Annotated in this window: 15 protein-coding genes; 7 read left to right on the forward strand and 8 right to left on the reverse strand. The window is 57.3% G+C overall.

Translation table 11 applies throughout. The features are described from left to right. Window positions 1-252: 252 nt before the first annotated feature. From QMG16_RS14410 to QMG16_RS14445, 8 genes are read right to left on the reverse strand one after another with little or no spacing between them, the layout of a single operon-like run. A complete protein-coding gene (locus QMG16_RS14410; RefSeq protein WP_281795337.1) occupies window positions 253-1,290 on the reverse strand; it encodes a magnesium chelatase ATPase subunit I in 1,038 nt (345 codons plus the stop codon). After that, window positions 1,287-3,338: a putative cobaltochelatase gene (locus QMG16_RS14415; protein ID WP_281795340.1), complete on the reverse strand. Its 2,052-nt coding sequence runs from the start codon at window positions 3,336-3,338 to the stop codon at window positions 1,287-1,289. Before QMG16_RS14415 ends, QMG16_RS14410 begins: the two co-directional genes overlap by 4 nt. After that, entirely contained in the window at window positions 3,335-7,243 is a 3,909-nt protein-coding gene (gene cobN / locus QMG16_RS14420; RefSeq protein WP_281795342.1) for a cobaltochelatase subunit CobN, read from the reverse strand. The genes QMG16_RS14415 and cobN overlap by 4 nt, the downstream gene beginning before the upstream one ends. 1 nt (window position 7,244) lies before the next feature. Continuing rightward, entirely contained in the window at window positions 7,245-8,087 is an 843-nt protein-coding gene (locus QMG16_RS14425; protein WP_281795343.1) for an ABC transporter ATP-binding protein, read from the reverse strand. Next, entirely contained in the window at window positions 8,087-9,121 is a 1,035-nt protein-coding gene (locus QMG16_RS14430) for a FecCD family ABC transporter permease (RefSeq protein WP_281795345.1), read from the reverse strand. The genes QMG16_RS14425 and QMG16_RS14430 overlap by 1 nt, the downstream gene beginning before the upstream one ends. Beyond that, window positions 9,118-10,224 carry an ABC transporter substrate-binding protein gene (locus QMG16_RS14435; protein WP_281795347.1) on the reverse strand — a complete coding sequence of 369 codons (1,107 nt, stop codon included), beginning with the start codon at window positions 10,222-10,224 and terminating at the stop codon, window positions 9,118-9,120. Before QMG16_RS14435 ends, QMG16_RS14430 begins: the two co-directional genes overlap by 4 nt. After that, entirely contained in the window at window positions 10,166-11,497 is a 1,332-nt protein-coding gene (locus tag QMG16_RS14440) for a TonB-dependent receptor (RefSeq protein ID WP_281795349.1), read from the reverse strand. Before QMG16_RS14440 ends, QMG16_RS14435 begins: the two co-directional genes overlap by 59 nt. Then, a complete protein-coding gene (locus QMG16_RS14445; RefSeq protein WP_281795351.1) occupies window positions 11,401-12,363 on the reverse strand; it encodes a TonB-dependent receptor plug domain-containing protein in 963 nt (320 codons plus the stop codon). Before QMG16_RS14445 ends, QMG16_RS14440 begins: the two co-directional genes overlap by 97 nt. 622 nt (window positions 12,364-12,985) lie before the next feature. Here QMG16_RS14445 and QMG16_RS14450 point away from each other — a divergent pair. The 7 genes from QMG16_RS14450 (at window position 12,986) to QMG16_RS14480 (ending at window position 19,998) form a co-directional block, all read left to right on the forward strand. Next, window positions 12,986-13,615, forward strand: coding sequence for a NifB/NifX family molybdenum-iron cluster-binding protein (locus QMG16_RS14450; RefSeq protein WP_281795352.1), 630 nt, complete (start codon window positions 12,986-12,988; stop codon window positions 13,613-13,615). Between the two features lie 25 nt (window positions 13,616-13,640). Next, window positions 13,641-14,480, forward strand: a complete 840-nt coding sequence (locus QMG16_RS14455; RefSeq protein ID WP_281795354.1) for an ATP-binding protein — start codon at window positions 13,641-13,643, stop codon at window positions 14,478-14,480. A gap of 35 nt (window positions 14,481-14,515) precedes the next feature. Continuing rightward, window positions 14,516-15,400, forward strand: coding sequence for a 4Fe-4S binding protein (locus QMG16_RS14460; RefSeq protein ID WP_281795356.1), 885 nt, complete (start codon window positions 14,516-14,518; stop codon window positions 15,398-15,400). A 39-nt stretch (window positions 15,401-15,439) separates the two neighbouring features. Beyond that, window positions 15,440-16,789 (forward strand): sigma-54 interaction domain-containing protein, encoded by a 1,350-nt coding sequence (locus QMG16_RS14465; RefSeq protein ID WP_281795358.1) that lies wholly within the window; start codon window positions 15,440-15,442, stop codon window positions 16,787-16,789. A 180-nt stretch (window positions 16,790-16,969) separates the two neighbouring features. Next, on the forward strand, window positions 16,970-18,031 hold the full coding sequence (locus tag QMG16_RS14470; protein ID WP_281795360.1) for a sensor histidine kinase: 1,062 nt from the start codon (window positions 16,970-16,972) through the stop codon (window positions 18,029-18,031). A 389-nt stretch (window positions 18,032-18,420) separates the two neighbouring features. Further along, window positions 18,421-18,891 carry a NifB/NifX family molybdenum-iron cluster-binding protein gene (locus tag QMG16_RS14475; RefSeq protein WP_281795362.1) on the forward strand — a complete coding sequence of 157 codons (471 nt, stop codon included), beginning with the start codon at window positions 18,421-18,423 and terminating at the stop codon, window positions 18,889-18,891. Window positions 18,892-19,044: 153 nt separating this feature from the next. Continuing rightward, the gene (locus QMG16_RS14480) at window positions 19,045-19,998 is read left to right on the forward strand and encodes a radical SAM protein (protein WP_281795364.1); all 954 of its coding nucleotides are present in this window, start codon (window positions 19,045-19,047) and stop codon (window positions 19,996-19,998) included. The last annotated feature ends 254 nt before the right edge of the window (window positions 19,999-20,252 follow it).

Here is a 20,252-nt window from a genome sequence, read left to right on the forward strand (position 1 = left end):
GTTCCAGACTTCTCCCGGCCGCTCCTGCAGAAGGTTTGATTCCGGGATGATGAAAATCGGAGGATGGCAGTAAGACTTTTTCATCCCGTTTTTATCCGCAGATTACTACGCAGATTTTCGCAGATTAAAAAACCCCTTATCTTGGGCTGGCAGGAGGCTATTTAGTCTGTGCAATCTGTGTAATCTGCGGATCGATTTAGCCTGATTTTCACCACACCAGTTCGATTCTCATGCGTGTGGAAGTATATTTTATCAGCGGCTTGCGGTGCGGGCTTCCTGGACGCTTGCGGCTATGTCCATAAGGGGTTGGCGACGGACCCGGTGGGGGAGGACGAGTTCCGCGGCGGTATCCACATCCGGAAGTGTGACTTTCCTGCGGCCGTCGAAGGCCGCCAGGGCTTTGGCCGTTTTCATCATGATGATGTCTCCCCTGTGACCGTCCACTCCCACCTCCAGGCAGGTGTCGGCGATGGCGTAAAGCTGGTCCTGATGGATTTCCACCCGGGAATACAAATCCCGCGCCGCCTCGATGCGCTCCACCAGGGAGCGGCCTTCCTTTTCCCAGCTCCGCACAAACCCTTCCGGATCTTCATCGTAGGCCACCCTCCGCTCCATGACCTTTACGCGTTCCGCCCGATCCGCAATGCCTTCCACCCTCACGCACAACCCGAAGCGGTCCAGAAGCTGAGGGCGCAGTTCCCCTTCCTCGGGATTCATGGTTCCCACGAGCACAAACCGCGCGGGGTGAGAAAAGGAAACCCCTTCCCGCTCGATGGTGCTCACTCCCATGGCGGCCGAATCCAGCAGCACATCCACCACGTGGTCATCCAGGAGGTTCACTTCATCCACATAGAGGATCCCCCGGTGGACAGCCGCCAGAAGCCCGGGTTCCACGCGCTTTTCCCCCTTCTGGAGGGCGTGCTCCAGGTCCAGGGTTCCCACCACACGGTCTTCCGTAGCCCCGACGGGAAGCTCCACCACCTGGATGCGGCGTGAGACCGATTCCACGGCTTCCCCGGCCAGCCGCTTTTCCCTGCATTCGCTTCGAAAGCACTCCCGACACAGGGGAAGGTTATCTTCGGGGGCCAGCTGAAAGGGGCATCCCTCGACGACACGGATTTCAGGGAGTATTTCCGCCAGGGCGCGCACGGCCGTGGATTTGGCGGTGCCTTTCTCGCCGCGGATCAAAACACCCGAAAGGCCGGGGTTCACCAGGTTCAGGACCAGGGCCTGCTTCATACGCTCCTGCCCCACGATGGCCACAAACGGATACACGGGATGCTCACTCATTTCGGGGATACTCCTTTCACGAGGCCGACCAGGGTGTCGGCTTTCAGGTCTTTGGTCTGGAAGTATTGGGCTGAAAGGGCCGAAGCCAGGCGGGATGCCATGTCGAATCGCAGGAGGCCCTTGTCTTCCGTATCCACCACGATGAACCGGACGCGCTCGTCCATGGCCAGTTTCCCGGCCAGAGCCACGGACTCTTCCATGGGTTTCCCCCGCCCCAGGGGCACGTTGGACCTCCCGTCGGTGATGAGGATCACGATGGGCCTGGACGTCGGGTCGCGCAGCAGGTGTCCGCGCAGGAGTTCATGGCTTTTCACCAGCCCCGCAGACAACGGAGTGCGACCGCCCACGGGAAGCTCCGCCAGCAGCCGTGCCGCCGAGTCCATGGAAGATGTGGGCGGCAGGGCCACTCGAGCCTCAGACTTGTTGAAGGAGATCATGGCGACCTTGTCCCGCTTCTGATAGGCATCGAGCAGCAGGGACATGATGGCTCCCTTGGTGGCCGCCATACGTCCGCGCGCCCCCATGGACCCGCTGGCATCCACCACAAAAAGCAGGAAATTCCCGATGCGGCGCTCTCTGACTTTTTCGCGGATGTCCTGAGGTTTGAGAACCACAGCCAGGTCGCTGGAGGCTTTCCGCCGCTTCTGGTAAGGGGCTGCCGCACGCAGAGTAGCATCGAAGGCCACATCGCCCGTGTTCGTCCCCTGAACGCTTTTCACATAGCGCCCCTGCCTTCCGCTGATGAGGGTACGCGACCGCCGGCCCGATCCGCGCCTGAAGGTTCGGTCTTTGGTGGCCGAGAACCGCTTCACCTTGAACGTATCGCCTATATCGTAGGTTTTCTCCTCCGCGTTCTTTTGAGGCTGCGGCATGGGGTGCTCCGTATTTTCCGATGCATCGGGAACCGGAGCTTCCTTCGGGTCACCGTCTCTACCGGAGGATCGCTGAGATTCCATCTCGCCCGGGGTGTCCGTCTCCTGCTGTTCCTGCTGCGATTTCGCCTCGGGGGGATCGTCATGGGAATGGTCGTTGGGCTCATGCTTGTGTTGAGGCGGGGGAGGTGGAGGGGCCGTTTCGCGCCTCCGATGGAGCAGAACCATTGGAGCCACGCGCAGGAGGTCTTCCCGGCTCACTTCGTTTCTCCCTTCCAGAGCCGCCAGGGCCAGGGCCGCCTGTTCCATGACCAGGTCCGCCCGATGCCCCGCCACACAGGCTTCCACGCAGAGCTCGGCCACCAGATGGCGAAGACCGCCGGGAAAGATCGTATCGCGCAGAGCTTGCGTGGCCGCCAGGAGCTTCCTTGCCAGGATGCCGGATTCCCGCTCGAATTTGCAGGCAAACTGCTGCGGATCGGCATCGAACGCTTCCCGGTCCAGCATCATGGCCGTGCGCTGTTCCCGCTCCCGCACCGCCTGCACTTCCACACAGAGGCCGAAGCGGTCCAGCAGTTGTGGGCGCAGTTCCCCTTCTTCGGGGTTCATGGTGCCCACCAGCACAAAACGAGATGGATGGGAGAAGGAAATACCCTCTCGTTCGATGCGGTTCTCTCCCGAAGCGGCGGCATCCAGGATGGCGTCCACCAGGTGATCGTCGAGAAGGTTCACTTCATCCACGTACAGGATTCCCCGGTGGGCTCGAGCCAGCAAGCCGGGCTGCATGACGCGCCGCCCCGCTTTCATCGTACCGTCGAAATCGATGCCTCCGACCACGCGGTCTTCGGTGGCGTTGAGAGGCAAAGTGACCATTTGCACCCGGCGCTTCTCCACGGCGCGGGGAGGAAGACAGAGACGACATCGACCGCACTGGAGGTTTTCTTCGTCCGGCCCTGTTTCCAGAGGACATCCCCGGAAGACCTCGATTTGCGGCAGCAGGGCGGCCAGCGCCCTCACGGCGGTGGACTTGGCCGTACCCTTTTCACCCCGCACCAGCACGCCTCCGATGCGTGGATTGACCGCGTTGAGCAGGAGGGCGAGCTTCATGTCCTCCTGTCCCAGAATGGCTGTAAAAGGATACACGGCTACCATGTCGAGCATGTTGCAGCTACTCATGACGCATCATCCAACTGCCCCAGGATTTTCCCCATCTGTTCCCTCCAGTGAGCCACGTCCTCGGCCGTCATCACATCCACGGCGCCTCCCTGGAATTCCCCGGTGACATCGGCCAGGGTGTCTTCCAAGGTCCCTTCCAGCTCCAGGTAGGCATCCTTGAGGCGGTCCAGCAGCTCTTCGTCGGGCTGCCAGATGGAGCGGGCCTGGGCCTCCAGGAGACGCCGGCCCACTTCTTCCAGCGCCCACGGGTTGACCTCCTGGAACCAGCGGCGCATGGCTTCATCCAGGACAAAGGTTTCAGCGATTTCATCAAAGATCCAGCCATCTACCTCTCCCGTGGTGGCGGCAAACCCGTACACCCGGCCGATGCGCTTGGAAAGGTCTCCCGCACCCTTGTAGCCGTGGGCCTTCATTCCTTCGATATACTTGGGATTGAGGAGCTTGGCTCTCACCACCCGGCGCATTTCGTCGGCAAAGTCCGTGATTTCCACGTTGGCCGGGTCACGCGTATCCCCGTAATAGGTCTTGGGCTTCCTGCCAGACAGAGTGTGAGCGGCGGCCGTCATGCCCCCGTAGTTGCCGAAAAAGCCGCAGCAGCTCAAAAAGTCCGTTTCATCGGAAATGTGCTTGTCGAAAGTCACTTCCACGCGCCTGAGGCTTCCCACCAGCTCGCGGTGGGCCGGAACGCCGTAGGTGGCCTCACCCGCACCGCCCCCGTAGGCATAGCCGTTCCAGAAGACGTAGATGTCCGACAGGTCCTTTTCCGTTTTCCAGGCCGACGCATACACAGCCAGGTTCACACCTGCCCGGTAGACTCCGGGCTGGGCGCAGAAGATGCGGTAGCTCAAGCGTCGGAACTGCTCAGGGTCCCCGATGTCGACCTTTTCACCGCGGGCCAGATCGAGGAGGTGCTTGCGGACGAAATTCTCTTCGGGAGGCTCGTCGGCCATGGCCGCCGCCTGCACGACCGAATCCAGGTATTTGAGGGCATCGGGAAAACAGTCCCGGCTGATGCCCGAGACGCGAATGTGGACATCGATGCGCGGCCGCCCCAGCTCCGCTGTGGGAATCAGCTCGAACCCGTCCACCTGCCCGTTCGGCTTCCACCTGGGGTGCGCTCCCAGGAGATGGAGGATCTGTCCCATCTGCTCGCCGTCGGCCCGCATGATGTCCGAAGCGAGCCAGACCATGCCCACCTGTTCGGGGTGGCGTCCTTCCTCCCGCATGAAACGGTCGAGGAGCGCCTCCCCCAGCCTCACGCCCACCCGGTACGCCGCCCGGGTGGGAATGCGGGTGGGGTCCACGTTGTAGAAATTGCGGCCCGTGGGGAGGATGTCGTAGCGTCCCCGGGAAATGTAGCCCGAAGGGCCGGCAGGGATATGGCCGCCGCTCATGCCGTTGAGAAGCGAATCGATCTCCTGCGAATGGGAAATACGCCGGTCGATCTCTGAAACCAGCCCGGCAAATCGCTTCAGACGCTCCTCCATCCCTTTGTCCGGAACGGTTTGGAAAGCCGTTTGCGCGGCGTCGGAAACGTCCTTCCCGTCGATCAATGCGGCAATGAAGTCTTTGGCCTTGCGGTCGGCTTCGAAGAGAAGCTCGCCGTAGACCCTTCCACACCGACCGCGGTCGGCAGGCGCCCGGAGGGCCGCCTCCAGCTCTTCCCGCCAGACGTCGAAAACCAGGCGACGGGCATTGAGTTCATTTCCCGAATCGAACCGCAGGATGGTGTTGATCATCTCCGCCCGCGATTCGCCTTGGGGAATACGCCCGAAGATATGCATCCCCGTGTACGTCTGGCTGTTTCGGATGCGGGAGAGGATTTCGTGGCACCGCACCACCCTGGAAGGGAAGTCGCCCTGCACGGTCTTTTCCACTTCGTCTTTCAGGTGACAGCGTTCCAGGGCGTCCCCGATGAGATGCTCCACCTGGTGAGCCCGGGCCGGGTCCTGTTTCCTGGCCCGTTCGTATTCGTCGAGCAGCTCTTCCAGCTCCGCCAGGTCGCCGTAGGTGTCCGCCGTGGTCATGACGGCCTGCATGTGATCCACCAGAACGGCATTGCTGCGCCTTTTGGCCACCACCCCCTCGGCCGGGTTGTCCGCATTGTAAATGTAAAGGTTTGGCAGAGCGCCCAGGGCGATGTCCGGCCAGCAGGAATCCGAAAGGCCGGCCCCCTTCCCGGGCATCCATTCGAGATTGCCGTGAGTCCCGACGTGGATGATGACATCGGCTCCAAAAACCTTGTCCATGTACATGTAAGTGGCGATGTACTGGTGGGGAGGCGGTACATCGGGATCGTGGAGGATCTTGCACACCTGGCCGTCACAGCGGGCCCCGGCGCAGCCTCGCTTGGGCTGCATGATGACATTGACGTTCCCGAAGTTGAGCCCCGTGATGACGAGCCTGCCGTCGAAAACCATGCTGGGGGGGACTCCATTGAGCTCCTGCCCCGGAGGCTCCCCCCATGCTTCCACGAGCTTTCGCTTCGCCTTGGGTGTGAGGGCCTCGAACCATTCCCGGTAGACATCCGAGGGCAGCAGGGCCAGGTGCCCCCCCTTGGAGATGATTTCATCTACCGTCGTCCACCGGAATTCGGCGATGGCCTTTCGAGCCAGGAAGGTCTGCATCAGCGCCTCCCCCGACGGAGGGATGCTCCCGACCCGGTAACCGGCAACCTGCATGGCTCTCATGATTTCCACGATGCTCTCCCCCGCATCCAGTCCGCCCGCCCCGCCGATATTGGCCTCGAGCCCCGCACACTCGTTCTTGTGCACCACGAAAACGACTTTGCGCTCCTGTGGGGGCTTGCGCGCCAGGCGCACCCAGCGGGCGATGCGCCCGGCCATGCGCTCCACCCGCCGGGTCAGGACTTCGCGGATTTCGAACACGGTCCCCGTTGCGGCGTCTTCTTCCTTGCGGCTGCAGCCGATGAGAACGGGTTCGATGTTTCCTTCGAATTCCGGCAGGACAATGCCGAAGGTCACTTCGGAAACGAGCCCCTGGGGGTTCTCCTCCCATTGGGCGGCGGACTGAGCGTAGGAAATGACGGGCTTGAAGACGGGGACATTGAGTTTCCTGAAGAATTCTACCGATTCGCGAGCCACGGACGTGTCGGAAAAGCCCGACCCGTTGCGCCGGCCCAGAAAGGAAAACTGGAGGTTGATGAGAGCCTTGATGCGCGGCCGGCCGTCATCCTGGAGGAAGAAATGCTCGGCGGCGGCCAGAGGCCCTTCGGCTCCGAGACCCGCATCGGGCGTGTAGTGGCTGAAAACCGGCAGAACGTTGAGGCCTTGATGCTCCAGGGCTTGAATGATGGCCGATTCCAGGGCTCCGTCGGTGTTGACGAAGCTGTTGCGGGAAAACAGGATGCCCACGGTCTCTTCGTACCGTGGGGGATGGGCCTTCAGGTAGCTTTCTGTGGAATCGTAGATGGCCGCATCCGGGGGGCTCATGATTCCCTGCCAGGGCAAGGGCACGGGAGGCTCCACGGGAATGTGACGTTTCACATGGGAGGCGATGAAATGGAGGAGGCGCCGGTAGTTTTCTTCGCCGCCCTGAGCCAGATAAGCATAGGCCTGCGCACAGTCGTCCATATCCAGGGTGGCGCACCGTCCCCAGTGAGTGGGATCGAAGGACGTCGTGACAATCACCCGCCCCCCCTGGATGTCGCCTATGCCGGCAGCCACTTCGTCCCAGAAGCCGTCGTTGGTCCAAAAGAGCAGCACCGCGTCGCAAGTGCGTGCAGCTGCCCAGAACCGGTCCAGCACGGAAGAGTTTTCCTGGATTTCCTTGATGGAAAAGAGCGTGACGGACACGTGAGGGCTCTGCCGCGCCGCAGCGAGAAACGCCGGCACATAGGAGCTCCACATGATGGATACGATGCGAACGGGCCTACTGGATTCCATCTCACCTCCTCATGGGTTGTGTTGTACCAATCAGCCTTTGAGCATGCCCGGCCCAAGGGCCGTCGTGTTCCCGGCCATTGGAGACGCACCTCAAAACTTGAATCAGCGGATAGCCGTTCTCCCAATTGACGGCGGCTTCCACTCCGTAGACGGTGCGAATGTTGCCAGCATGGAGCACCTCCCGGGGAGAGCCCGAGCAAAAGACCTTTCCTTCCCGCAGCATCACCATCTTGTGGGAAAAGCGTGCCGCCAGGTTGAGATCGTGCATGGCCATGACGGCGCCCATGCCCCTGGATTCCACCAGTACCGCCATCAACTCCAGCACTTCCATCTGATGTCGGAGGTCCAGGCTGCTGGTGGGCTCATCCAGGAGCATGTAAGAAGGTTCCTGGGCCAGCGCCCTGGCCAGCAGGACCTTTTGGGCCTGGCCTCCACTCAGGCGGTCCATCTCTCTCATGGCCAGTTCATCGAGATTCATTTCATGAAGGATCTCGGCTACTTTTATCATATCCTTCTGCGATGGGCGCCAAACGGCATGGGGTCTTCGCCCCGTGAGGACCGTATCGAAAACCGTCATGGAAAAGCGGGAGGGGATGCTCTGGGGCACATACCCCAGACGAGCGGCCAGTTCTTTGCGGGACATGCTGGAAGCTTGCCGGTCTTCGATACGGATGGCGCCGCCCGTGGGCTTGAGGATTCCCGCCATGCATTTGAGCAGCGTGGTTTTTCCAGCCCCGTTGGGCCCCACGATGCTCAGGATCTGCTTTCGCTCCACCGTCACCCCGATCGAATCAAGGATGAGGCTGGAGCCGTAGGCAAAGGAAAGGTCGTGAATGTACAACATCACCAGTATTCCCTGGAGCGTTTCAGCAGGAGGTAAAAGAAAAAAGGCACGCCGATGAAGGACGTCACGATCCCGATGGGAATGACCTGGGGAGCCCACAGGGTCCTGCCGAGCGTATCGGCGGCCACCACGATCAACGCTCCCACCAGCCCTGAGGAAGGCAGGAGGGTGTGGTGGTCGCTCCCGATAATCATGCGGGTGATGTGAGGTGCCACAAGCCCTACAAATCCGATGACCCCCGTGAAGCAGATGCACCCTGCCGTGACGAGAGAAGCGGACACCACCGCCGCCATGCGCAGGTGCTCCACATTTACCCCCAGGGCCAGAGCCGATTCATCGCCTGCCGTCAGCAGGTTCAAGTCCCAGGCCCGGCGCCAGAGGAAGGGAAAAGGGAGCAGGATCATGAGCGCCGCCAGGCCGATTTCGGGCCAGCCTACTTTGGAGAGGCTTCCGAAAAACCAGAACACCACTTCCTGGACCTGTTCCATGGTGCCCATATACTGAAAGAGAGAAGTCACGGAGGAGAAGAGGAACATTTGAGCGATGCCCGTGAGGATCATGGTTTCGGAAGAGGCCCGCCTCATACGGGCAACACCCAGAATGATAAAAGCGGAGACGAGAGAGAAGATGAAAGCCCCCAAAGCCATGCGATAAGTCTGGAAGCCCCCTCCGAAAAACAAAATGACGGTTACGGCTCCCAGACCCGCTCCCGAACCTATGCCCAGGGTAAAGGGCGAAGCGAGCGGGTTTTGCAGGATGGCCTGAAAAACCGCGCCCGCCGTTCCCAAACCGAAGCCTACCAGCACCGCCATGACAATGCGGGGCAACCGGAGTATCCACATGATACTGTGCGCGCGACCGTTATCCACAAAGAGGGCGGAGAGAGCTTCAAGGGGGCTCATTCCCGAAGCACCCACCGAAAGGCCAATGGCTGTCAACCCCAACAGGAGCAGGATCACGACAAAGAGAAAGAGTATCCTGGCGCCAGCGTAGGCTCTGTAATTGCGGCATAAGGCTTCGGCATGAGAGCTCATGGCGCTTTCCCCGCGATGTCGTCTGAAACAAAGACTCCTTTGTAGGGAATTCCCTGAAATATTTCCAGATACTCCCTATGGAGGTCCCCGGGGTGCAGATCGGGAAAGCGGCCCGGGTGAATCCAGCGCGCCATGTAGACAATTCCGACGATGGCTCGCGGTCCGGTCCAGATTGCGCTGTCCATGACATAGACTCTCCCGGATTCCACGGCGGCAACATGATTCCAGGCCGGACGGTTCATGATGGCATTTCGCCTGCGATTGAACGGCCCGGCATTGTTGACGGCATAACCGTTGCCGAAGGAGGCCGCCTTGACGATGACGTCCGGATTCCGGGAGATCACCCATTCCGACGTGACCACAGCGTAGGGAATGGAGAGGTCCCCCGCCACGCAGCGGCCGCCGGAGACCAGGCACATCTCATGCCCCCCGGAGCCCGGCCCGGCTGCGTGATAGTCGCTGTAGCTCTCCACGTAAACGGAAGGAGGGTCCGCCACTGCGTCGAGCTTGGAGCGGACGGCGTCCAGGTGCTGCCGGTGCCACCGGCAAAACCTGTCGGCTTCCGTCTCCTTTCCCAGGAGAAGCCCGAGCGCCCGGACTTCTTTTTCCAGCACTTCGATCCGGTAGAGATCCAGGCGGAGTACCCTGAAGCCCAGGGCTTCGCCCTTCTTTTCCAGCTCCGGGCCCGGATTGCGGCTGTAGGCGATGACAAGATCCGGCGCCAGCCTGACGATGGCTTCCAGGTCCGGATCGCGCCAGCTTCCGGCTTTTGGCTTCTGAACCAGGTCGCCCCAGAATTCGGGTTCTCGCACGATTTCCGAAAAGACTCCCACGACGAGGTCCTGAGCCTTCAAGGTACGAAGGACCTCCAGGATATCCGAGTTCAAGGCCACGATCCTGTGGACGGGCTGAGGGATCTCCACCGTTCTGCCCAAGGAATCCGTTATGGAAAGAGAGGCTGCCAGGGTTGGAGCCGGAGCGAAAAACAAAAAGCCCCCCAGCACCCAGCAGCAGAGCAAAATCTGCAGGCGCTTCCCCGCCCACTCAATAGCGCAGTGTGACTTCTGCGAAGATGGTGCGGCCTTCGGTCTTGTAGTATTCATAGTATTCTTCATCCAGGAGGTTCTCCAGGGATACGGAAAATTCCAGGTTTTTCCGGGGGGAAACGGTCACCTTGGCATCCATGAAATAGGCGGGCTCGTAGGTGCCGTACACTCCGTCTTCCACATCGGAATTGTCGGAATTATTGTAGATTTTTCCGTAGTAGCGCCCGATGAGGCTTCCCTTGACCCACTTGTATTGGGCATCCAGCCCCAGGTTGAAGGCCGTCTTGGGAATGCCGGGAACACGCTTGTCTTCGCTTTCGGGGTCCGTGGGATTATCCGTGATGACGGCATCCGTGTAAGTGAAGTTTCCCCACAGAGACAGCCAATCCGTGATCTTCTGCGAGGCTTCCAGTTCCACACCGTACGTCCTTGCCTCTCCTGCGTTTTCCCTGAATTTGATGAACCCTTCGGTTCGGTAATAGATAAGGTCTTCGATGTCGTTGCGGTATCCCGTGAGGGAAATCCTGGTGCGCTTATCGAAGAAGTACTGGTCGATACCCAGTTCATAGGTCCAAACGGTTTCGGGGCTCAGGTCGGGATTGCTCTCGTAGATCGTGGAATAGCTGGTCCATGTGCGATAGAGTTCATAGAGCGTAGGAGGCCGGAAGGCATGGCCCACGGACCCTCGCACCGTGGTGTCGGGAAGGGCCTTCCACACTGCAGCCACTTTGGGGCTGAATTCTGATTCATTGTTGCTGGAATACTGGATTTCCGATCCAGGTACGCCGGATGCGCCATCATAAACCTCCCAGGAATCGAAGCGTGCCCCCAGGTAAACGGTCAGAGGGTCCAGGATCTGCCATTCGTCCTGGGCGAAGACTGCCCAACTGGTGGATTTTCCCCCTGAATAGAATGTGCTCGGCCCGGCCCCTGAAAAGCTTCGGTAAAAGGGGATATTGTAATCGTTGGTGTCCGAATCATCCCTTCGGAAAGAGGTCCCGACGGTGAGCAGATGAGAGGAGCCCAGGGGGACGTCCCCGCGCATCTCCGTGAACCATGAGCCGTTCTCGGTGATCTTGAGAGACCCGGGGGAATCATCGTAAAAAGCGTTATTGCTTCCCGTTTCCAAAGTATATCGATCGTCCACCCGAACCGTCCCGGCTTGAGCGTGAAGCCTTACGGGACCGAATACTTCTTCGAAAGAAAGGGTGTAGATGTCCGTATCGTTTTTGCCTATCCCCGTATAGCTGATGAAGTCGTTGGGCCTGAATCGTGCCGCCTGCCCCTCTCCCGCGATGGCATAAGTGGTATCGCCGCCGAAAGTCCCCATGTAGGTTGGGGATATCCGTAGTCATAGTCGTCGCTCCCCAGGATTGTAGTGAGAGTGAGTTTCCCTGTATCGGAGAGAGCGAGGTTGGCCTTGGCATCGAAGCTCTGTCGCCATGCCCCGTTTTCACCCTTATCACCCACCACCCAGCGAGTGGCTTCACCCAGCATGTCGTTCATGGCATAACCTCCTGAAACATTGCCCGTTCCCGAGGTTATGCTCTGCACCACGGGAGTGGAGGCATAACCGCCCGTACTTTCTTCTTCGTACCCCACCTTCACACTGAGGCGGTTCCAGAGGAGGTCGCCGGCACTGAACCGGTAACGGTAGGTGTCGTCGGTGCCGTAGCCGCCGGAAGCCTCCAGTTCCAGCTTCTGAGGAGTCTTGGTGATGATGTTGATGACGCCTCCCATGGCGTTGCCGCCATAGAGGGCTGATGCGGGCCCCCGAATGACTTCGATGCGCTCGATGTTCTTGACCGGGAGCGTTCCCCACTCGATACCGCCGGTGTAGGCATCGTTGGCAGGCTGCCCGTCGATGAGGACCAGGGTGTACTGATCGCCTTTGAAGCCTCGAAGATTTACGGATGCCGTCGAATCCATCAGCCCCTTGCTGCGCTTCACAAAAACGCCTGAAAGGATTCTCAGGGCGTCATCCGCCGTTTTGATGTTTTGCTTTTTCAGATCTTCCCTGTCGATTACCGTCACGCTGCCGGGAGCGTCTTCTACCTTCTTTTCCGTTTTGGTGGCCGTGACCACGATCTCATCCATGGCAGTCAAATCCGGGGCGGCTTCATCGGCCAGGCACGGAGCACACATTCCCATGATCATGAATACGACTGCCGCAACCATCCACTTCTCTTCCCCCATTTCTCCTCCTCTTGTCCTTCCGCAGGATATCCCTCGATGTGCAGGAAACAAAAAAGCCACGAGACGACACCCCCTTTCCAGGAGCAATCAGCCTTCGTGGCTTTCTTGAACAGACTCCAGCCTCTGCCTCAAATGGACAAAGACTCAAATTTTCAACCTGCAGCCTGACCCGGCGGGACAGACATTTTGGAACAGAAACCTCAGGTAATTTCTATCACCTTGATTCAATGTGGCAAATACGCTACCCAAATTGATTCCCGAAGTCAATCCCTTTGACCCATCAATTCTCATTTTGAAAAGCCTACACCCCCCTACCCCCCCTCGAGGGGGGAATTTTTAGGATAAAATCCCCCCTCGAAATCAAATGGGTGCAAAATAACCCCTTCGCAAAAGTCGGAGTCATCAAAAAGCACCTCCATCTGCGGTGACCCGAGTCTTTTCTGCTGTGTCGAATGTATGCAATAGAGTGTTAAATCAAAGGCCTGTGGAGTGATTTCCTTTCCGATCCCTCCACTTTTTCTCTTTCGATTTTTCTTGGCACAAGGATTGCCTTATAGATATCCCGTTGGTGAAGATATTTTTTTGTGTGGGGATCAATAAAACGCGCGGCAGGGGATTCTACATGGTGGCAATACCCGTTTTTCGCGACCGGGTGGCGCCGGTGCTCAACTGGTCTACGAGAGTCTTGATTGTTCCTGACGAGGTTCCTGAGATTTCGCAGGGAGAGGAAATCGCATTCTCTGAGGGGTCAGGTTTTGAGCTCTTGCGGTGCCTGCAGGAAAGGGGGGTCCATACCGTCATATGCGGTGCTTTGAGCCGTGACCTCCTTTGTTATGGAACAAACCTGGGGTTGAAGATCATTTGTGGAGTATCGGGCCCCATTCCGGAAGTCCTTTGTGCCTATAAGGGGCACGATTTGGATGCACCCCGTTTCTGGCTGCCGGGGTGCCGCGGTCAGCGCCAGTATCGGGGCGGCTGCCTGAAGGAGGGACTGTTTGAAGCAGCGGATGAAAGGAGTCAAAAAATGCCTGGACGAAAAGGGCCGGGTGGAAGATGTGAAGGCCAGGGCCGTGGGCGCCGGGAGGGAGGGCGTTACGGTATGGAACGAAATATTCAAGGAGGGGGAAAAAATTTCGATATCCAGGATTTCTGCATTTGTCCCAAGTGCGGTACTGAGGTTCTGCATCAGCGTGGGATTCCCTGCACTCAGATCCGTTGTCCCGAATGTGATCAGCCGATGGTGAGAAAGTAAGCTTGTCAGATAAGGAGAATTTGTAATGATCATCAGTATTGCCAGCGGGAAAGGGGGGACTGGTAAAACGACTCTAGCCGCCAATCTTGCAGTTGCTCTGGCCGATAGGAACGTTCAACTGCTGGACTGTGATGTGGAAGAGCCGAACGACCATCTCTTCCTGAAGCCGACTATTACGAGGCAGACGGAAATTTATGCTGAAGTTCCCGAAATCGATGCGAAACTTTGTACCTATTGCGGAAAATGCCAGGAAATTTGCCAGTTCAATGCCATTGCCATTCTGCCTGAAGTGGCCTTGACGTTTCAGGAACTCTGCCACAGTTGCGGGGGATGTTTTATGGTTTGCCCCGAAAATGCGGTGCTTTCCAGAAAGCGTCTCCTGGGGACGGTGGAAGAGGGATCGCGTGGTCCCCTGCGTTTCATTCAAGGGCGTCTTCGAGTGGGAGAAGCCATGGCGCCTCCCCTCATTCACAGGGTCCGGGAAGCCGCCACTGGCAACGGTATCACCATCGTGGATGCGCCTCCGGGAACTTCGTGCCCCGTCATAGCCTCTTTGAGGGGGAGTGATTTTGTGATCCTTGTAACGGAGCCGACCCCTTTCGGGCTGAATGACCTGAAACTGGCTGTGGGTGCTGTCCGCATCCTCGGAATTCCCATGGGGATTGTGGTCAACCGTTCCGACCTTGGGGATGATCGCGTTCGCGAGTTCGCCCGGGAGGAAAAGATCCCCATCCTCATGGAAATCCCCTTCGATCGTCGCGTGGCCGAATCCTATGCACGGGGAGATATCCTGGTGGAAGCCCTTCCTGACTGGCGCCAAAAGATGCTGGACCTCTTTGACGCCGTCTGTGATGCACGTAAATGATTGACTCCATGGCCTCAACAATAGAGAAGAAAAAAATGCATGAACTCGTAATCATCAGTGGAAAAGGCGGAACGGGAAAAACCAGCATTGTGGGAGCCTTTGCGGCTCTGGCCGAAAAAAAGGTTCTGTGCGATGCGGATGTGGATGCTGCAGACCTGCATCTCCTGCTCACTCCCACCATCATAGAGCGGCATGACTTCAGGGCCGGCCACAAGGCCTCCATCGATCCGGATCGTTGCATCCAGTGCGGCGACTGCCGGGAAAGGTGCCGCTTCGACGCGATTTCCCCTTCTTTTGTCGTGGATCAGCTCCAGTGCGAAGGGTGCGGGGTCTGTTATTATTTTTGCCCTGCGGGGGCTGTTGATTTTCCCGAGAGCCTCTGCGGAGAGTGGTATTTTTCCAAGACCCGCTTCGGCCCCATGGTGCATGCCCGACTGGGGATCGCGGAAGAAAATTCCGGCAAACTGGTATCGCTCGTTCGAAAGGAAGCGCGGCAGATCGCGGAAAAGGATCATCTGGATTGGATCCTCACGGATGGGCCTCCAGGCATCGGATGTCCTGTCATCGCCTCCATCGGCGGAGCTTCAGCGGTGCTCATCGTCTCCGAACCCACTGTTTCCGGCTTGCATGACCTCAACCGGGTGGCAGAATTGGCCAGACATTTCAAGGTACCTGTCCTGGTTTGCGTGAACAAGGCTGATCTCCATTGGGAAGGAGCGCATGAGATTGCCGAGCACTGTCGTGCCAGGGGCTATGAATTTATGGGGTATCTGCCTTTTGATTCCGATTTTACGCGAGCCCAAGTTGAAGGTAAGACGATTATAGAATATAATGATGGGCCTGCTAAGGACGCAGTGATGGAGCTCTGGCAAAAGGTCTCACAGGCGGTGGAGAAATCCGGTGTGGGGCCTGAAGGATAACGCAAACCTTTCGACCCGATGGGTCAAGACGGTGACGGAGTGGCAAAACGGCCTGATCTCTCTCCACAAACTCGAATCATTTTGGACAGCATTGCCGACGGGGTTTTCACCGTGGATTTGGAATGGCGTGTCACTTTCTTCAACCGTGCGGCGGAAGAGATCACGGGAATTCCGGCCGCCGAAGCCATCGGTCGTCCCTGTTGCGAGGTTTTCCGGGCCAACGTGTGTGAGTCCATGTGCGTTTTGAAATACACTTTCGACACCGGAAAACCCATCGTCAACCAGCCTGTTTCGATTTTAAGAGCGGACGGCACGGAAATTCCCATCAGTGTGAGCACCGCTCTTCTCAAGGATGAATCGGACCAGGTCTTCGGAGGCGTGGAGACGTTCCGCGATCTCAGCCTTGTGGATACCCTGCGGCGGGAGCTCGACCGCCGTTACCGCTTTCACGACATCATTTCGCGTTCCCCCCTCATGAGAAAGATCTTTTCCATTCTCCCGGATGTTGCTCAAAGTGAAAGTTCTGTCCTTATCCAGGGCGAGAGCGGAACCGGAAAGGAGCTGCTGAGCCGCGCCATTCACGACCTGAGTCCCCGCGCCAAGGGTCCTTTTGTGGCTCTCAACTGTGGAGCGCTTCCCGATACGCTGCTGGAATCCGAGCTTTTCGGACACGTGGCCGGGGCTTTTACGGACGCCAAGCGAAACCGCCTGGGGCGCTTTGCCATGGCGGAGGAAGGGACTCTTTTTCTGGACGAAATCGGGGACATCTCCCCTGCTCTCCAGGTGCGCCTTCTAAGGGTGCTCGAAGAGCGATGCTATGAACCCCTGGGATCTTCCAAAAGTGTTCAAACCAATGTGAGGATCATCACCGCTTCCAACAAGGACCTTGCGCAACTGGTGGAAAAGGGGGAATTCCGCAAGGACCTCTATTACCGGGTCAATGTAGTCAAATTGGAACTGCCGCCCCTTGCCCGGCGCAAGGAAGACATTCCGCTTCTTGCAGAGCATTTTATCGATCGGCTGAACAAGTTGAGGAACAAGAAGATTCTAGGGCTGAGCCATGATACGTTGGCACTTTTCATGAATCATGATTGGCCGGGCAATATTCGCGAACTGGAAAACGCCATTGAATATGCTTTCATCCTCTGCCGTGAAGGCTTGATTCTGCCGGAGCACCTTCCCGAGCAGCTTCGAAAGGAGAATGCCGGAGTTGCCGTCCCGCAGGGACTGACTCTTCAAGACATTGAAAAGCGGGCTATTTTTGAGGCATTGGAGCGCAACCGCTGGCGCCGTTTGGCTACGGCCAGAGAACTCGGCATCGATAAAAATACCCTGCGAAGAAAAATCAACCGGCATAAGCTGGTGGTCCCCTCTTCCTCCCCGGATTAGAACCTATCCGAAAGCCTTCCTCTTTGCCCGGCGTATCTTCAATCATGTACAGTAAATATGTCGAGCCTCTCGAGGAGGCGAAAGGAAAAGAGCATGCCGTCAACAACCGACGAAATTCTTGCACCGAACGAAAACGCTTCAGAGTCAGCAAAACCTCTGAGACAGGGGATTGAGGATCTTATGAATGATGTCAATTTCTATAAATTCATCATCCAAAGCTTGCCCCTGGGGGTCGTTGTCATGGATTCACAGTTGAGGATTATCGGGTTCAATCCATCTGCAGAGAAAATTACGGGATATAAGGCGGCGCAGGTTATCGGCAGGCACTGCGGAGAAGTCCTCAGAGGGGGGATGTGCGGGAAGAACTGCCCCCTCAAACCGGTCATGGCCCAGGTCAAATCCTTTGTCCAGGTAGAAACCACCATCATGAACAAGAGGGATGAGATCGTGCCCGTGAGGATCAGCACGGCGGGGCTGTTCGACGAGCAAAGCCATCTCCTTGGCGCTGTCGAGGCCCTGGCCGACATATCGCATCTTAAAATCCTGGAACGGCAGAAAGCGAATTTGATCTCCATGTTTGCACACGACATGCGTTCTTCCGTCACGGGCATTCATGGTTTGGGACTTCGCCTCCTCAGGAAAGTGGATGGCATGGATCCGGAAAAGCAACAGAAATACCTGGAAGTGATCAGCAAGGAAGCCTCCAAGCTGGAATCCCTCGTGGATGATTTTCTCGAGTTTTCCCGCATTGAAGCGGGAGGCCTGAAATTGAACTTCACTGCGACATCGCCGGATAAGGAATTGATGGAACTCTACGAACTCTATCAGACCAGGGCGTCCGAGGCCGGATTACACCTCAAGCTGCAGATGGATGAAGTTTTGCCGGTGATCGAAGCGGACCCCAACCGTTTACGCAGGGTATTCACCAACCTTCTGGACAACGCCATAAAATTTTCAAAGGAAAATGGAACCATCACCATCCAGGCGGAGGAAAGGGAGCAGGAGTTGGTGGTGAGGATCATCGATGAAGGGGTCGGTATTGAACCGGAAGACCTTCCGCACATTTTCGATCTGTTTCATCGCGGACACGCCATGGAAAAAAGAGAGGGATTCGGCCTGGGGCTGGCTACGGTCAAGGCCATTGTGGAAGGACATGGTGGGCGTATTTCTGTCACCAGTGAGCTGGGAAAGGGGTCTGTCTTTACGGTATTCCTGCCCATACGAAGGGCTTCTGAAAAGTAAAAGAAGGAGAACGAGCGTCAATTTTTGGTTGGTTCCTGACCTCTTCGAGTTTCCCTCTCGAGGAAACATTCCGCACCCATCTTTGAATAAAATAGATTCATTCTGCACTTGGCCGGAGCGGCTGTCACTTTTCCTGAAGCTTTGGATTTTATTTTTTAACATCATTTTCATATAGTTATCACGGTATCACTCCCCTGGCATTCCCTTTGCTGTAAATTCATAGAGTTCGTCGGCCGGTTTCTCTCAAGGCTCCCCTGTCTTTCACCGGCTGTTCAGGCAGAGGGAGCCAAAATCTCTTTCATGTGAATCGTCCACGCACGGAAAGTGAAAGAAACTGGAGCAATAGCGGAATCATCCGCGGAAAAGGCCGTGAAAGGCCAAGGAGGTGAATGAAAATGAAGATAGCGATATCGAGCTTTATGCCGGACATCAATAGTGATATCGATCCTCGCTTTGGAAGATGTCAGTATTTCGTTATCTGTGATTCGGATACTGAACATTTTGAAACGGTGGAAAACCCCCATTGCGGCGCTGCTGGGGGGGCGGGGGTGGCAACAGCTCAGTTTGTGGCAAGCAAAGGTGTGAAAGCCGTCATCACCGGAAGCGTCGGTCCCAACGCTTTCGGGGTCTTGTCCGCTGCCGGGATTCAGATGTATGGCGGGGCTACCGGCAAAGTTCGCGATGCCCTTGAAGCCTTCAGAGCAGGGAGGCTCCAGGCGCTTCAGCAACCCCAAATGGCCGGAGGTATGGGCATGGGGCGTGGAAGAGGTGCGGGCATGGGCCGCGGAGGAGGTGGAGGCCGTGGTATGGGCCGAGGCATGGGAGGTGGCCGCGGCATGGGCGGTGGTGGACGCCGTTGAGGGAAGACTTGAGTCCCGCCCGGCTGTCTGAAAACCCCGCGCGGGGCTGAGAAATGCCGGGCGGATTTTCTCGGAGAGATTTCTGAAATCGTTCCTGCCCTCTTCCTGCAGCCGAACCTTCATCCAAACTTTTAAAAGAGAGTTACGGAGCTCATGATTGCATTTGGACCGGTCCCCTCCAGGCGTTTGGGCCAGAGCTTGGGCATCAACAATATCCCGCCCAAGGTGTGCAGCTATTCTTGTGTTTATTGTCAATTGGGTTCCGCTGGCAGAATGAGCGTGGATCCATCCGTCTTCTACCCTCCGGAAGAGATCTTCGAAGAGGTGAAAAGGCAGCTGGAGAAAGTTCGGCCGACATCCGAACCCATCGATTATCTGACTTTTGTTTCCGATGGGGAACCCACTCTGGACAGGGGCCTTTCCCGAGCCATTGAATTGCTGAAACCTTTGGGAATCAAAATAGCGGTCATCAGCAATGCATCGCTTTTATGGCGGCCCGAGGTAAGGGATGCGCTTTCGAGAGCGGAGTGGGTTTCACTGAAACTCGATGCTGCCGAGGAGGTTGTATGGCGCCGAATCAACCGGCCTTATGGAAAACTTCGCCTCGCGTCCGTAATGGATGGAATGCTCGAATTCGCGGCAAACTACCGGGGGAAGCTGGTGACCGAAACCATGCTGGTCCGCGGTGTCAATGACGGCAGGGAGCAGGTGGAGGGGATGGGGGAGTTCCTGAGGCGGTTGAATCCTTTCACCGCGTACCTGTCGATCCCGACAAGGCCCCCCGCAGAAGAATGGGTAGGCCGGCCCGATGAGGCAACGCTCCATAACGCCTATCAAATCCTGAAGCGGCATATCCCCAGGGTGGAATGCTTGATGGGTTACGAGGGGAACGCTTTTGCTCATACGGGCAATGTCCAGGAAGACCTTTTGAACATCACTTCAGTGCATCCCATGCGGGAAGATGCCGTGACGGAGATGTTGCGAAAAGCCAAGGCGGATTGGACGGTGGTTCAAAATTTGTTGAATCGGGGCCTGATCCTGGAAATGGAGCATGAGGGCAGGCGGTTTTTCATGAGGCGGTTCCATTCCTCATCTTTATCCAATTGAAATTACTTCGATATTGTTATATTAACCACGGAGGCGCGGAGAACACAAAGATTTTATCTGAAAAAAGGCTCATAGCTCATGGCTCATGATAACATCGCTTTTCAAGAGCGTTTCCCGCTTTCCATATTGGCTTGCATCTCTTTGCCTTTTTCATTTTTCGTTGTGACCGTTCCGGTCATGGGAGTTCATTTGAAAGTCTTTCTCTGTGCCCTCCGTGTCTCCGTGGTTTACATGAAATCCAACAATGTCAAGTT

Origin of the sequence: Desulforhabdus amnigena, from assembly GCF_027925305.1 — a bacterium.
GTDB classification, from domain to species: Bacteria; Desulfobacterota; Syntrophobacteria; order Syntrophobacterales; family Syntrophobacteraceae; genus Desulforhabdus; species Desulforhabdus amnigena.

Bases quoted from the DNA above. Each gene is read 5' to 3' on its own strand.
- QMG16_RS14410 (WP_281795337.1), bottom strand. From the start codon at position 1,290: ATGAGTGAGCATCCCGTGTATCCGTTTGTGGCCATCGTGGGGCAGGAG.
- QMG16_RS14415 (WP_281795340.1), bottom strand. From the start codon at position 3,338: ATGAGTAGCTGCAACATGCTCGACATGGTAGCCGTGTATCCTTTTACA.
- cobN (WP_281795342.1), bottom strand. From the start codon at position 7,243: ATGGAATCCAGTAGGCCCGTTCGCATCGTATCCATCATGTGGAGCTCC.
- QMG16_RS14425 (WP_281795343.1), bottom strand. From the start codon at position 8,087: ATGTTGTACATTCACGACCTTTCCTTTGCCTACGGCTCCAGCCTCATC.
- QMG16_RS14430 (WP_281795345.1), bottom strand. From the start codon at position 9,121: ATGAGCTCTCATGCCGAAGCCTTATGCCGCAATTACAGAGCCTACGCT.
- QMG16_RS14435 (WP_281795347.1), bottom strand. From the start codon at position 10,224: ATGAATACTACAAGACCGAAGGCCGCACCATCTTCGCAGAAGTCACAC.
- QMG16_RS14440 (WP_281795349.1), bottom strand. From the start codon at position 11,497: ATGGGGACTTTCGGCGGCGATACCACTTATGCCATCGCGGGAGAGGGG.
- QMG16_RS14445 (WP_281795351.1), bottom strand. From the start codon at position 12,363: ATGGGGGAAGAGAAGTGGATGGTTGCGGCAGTCGTATTCATGATCATG.
- QMG16_RS14450 (WP_281795352.1), top strand. From the start codon at position 12,986: ATGGTGGCAATACCCGTTTTTCGCGACCGGGTGGCGCCGGTGCTCAAC.
- QMG16_RS14455 (WP_281795354.1), top strand. From the start codon at position 13,641: ATGATCATCAGTATTGCCAGCGGGAAAGGGGGGACTGGTAAAACGACT.
- QMG16_RS14460 (WP_281795356.1), top strand. From the start codon at position 14,516: ATGCATGAACTCGTAATCATCAGTGGAAAAGGCGGAACGGGAAAAACC.
- QMG16_RS14470 (WP_281795360.1), top strand. From the start codon at position 16,970: ATGAATGATGTCAATTTCTATAAATTCATCATCCAAAGCTTGCCCCTG.
- QMG16_RS14475 (WP_281795362.1), top strand. From the start codon at position 18,421: ATGAAAATGAAGATAGCGATATCGAGCTTTATGCCGGACATCAATAGT.
- QMG16_RS14480 (WP_281795364.1), top strand. From the start codon at position 19,045: ATGATTGCATTTGGACCGGTCCCCTCCAGGCGTTTGGGCCAGAGCTTG.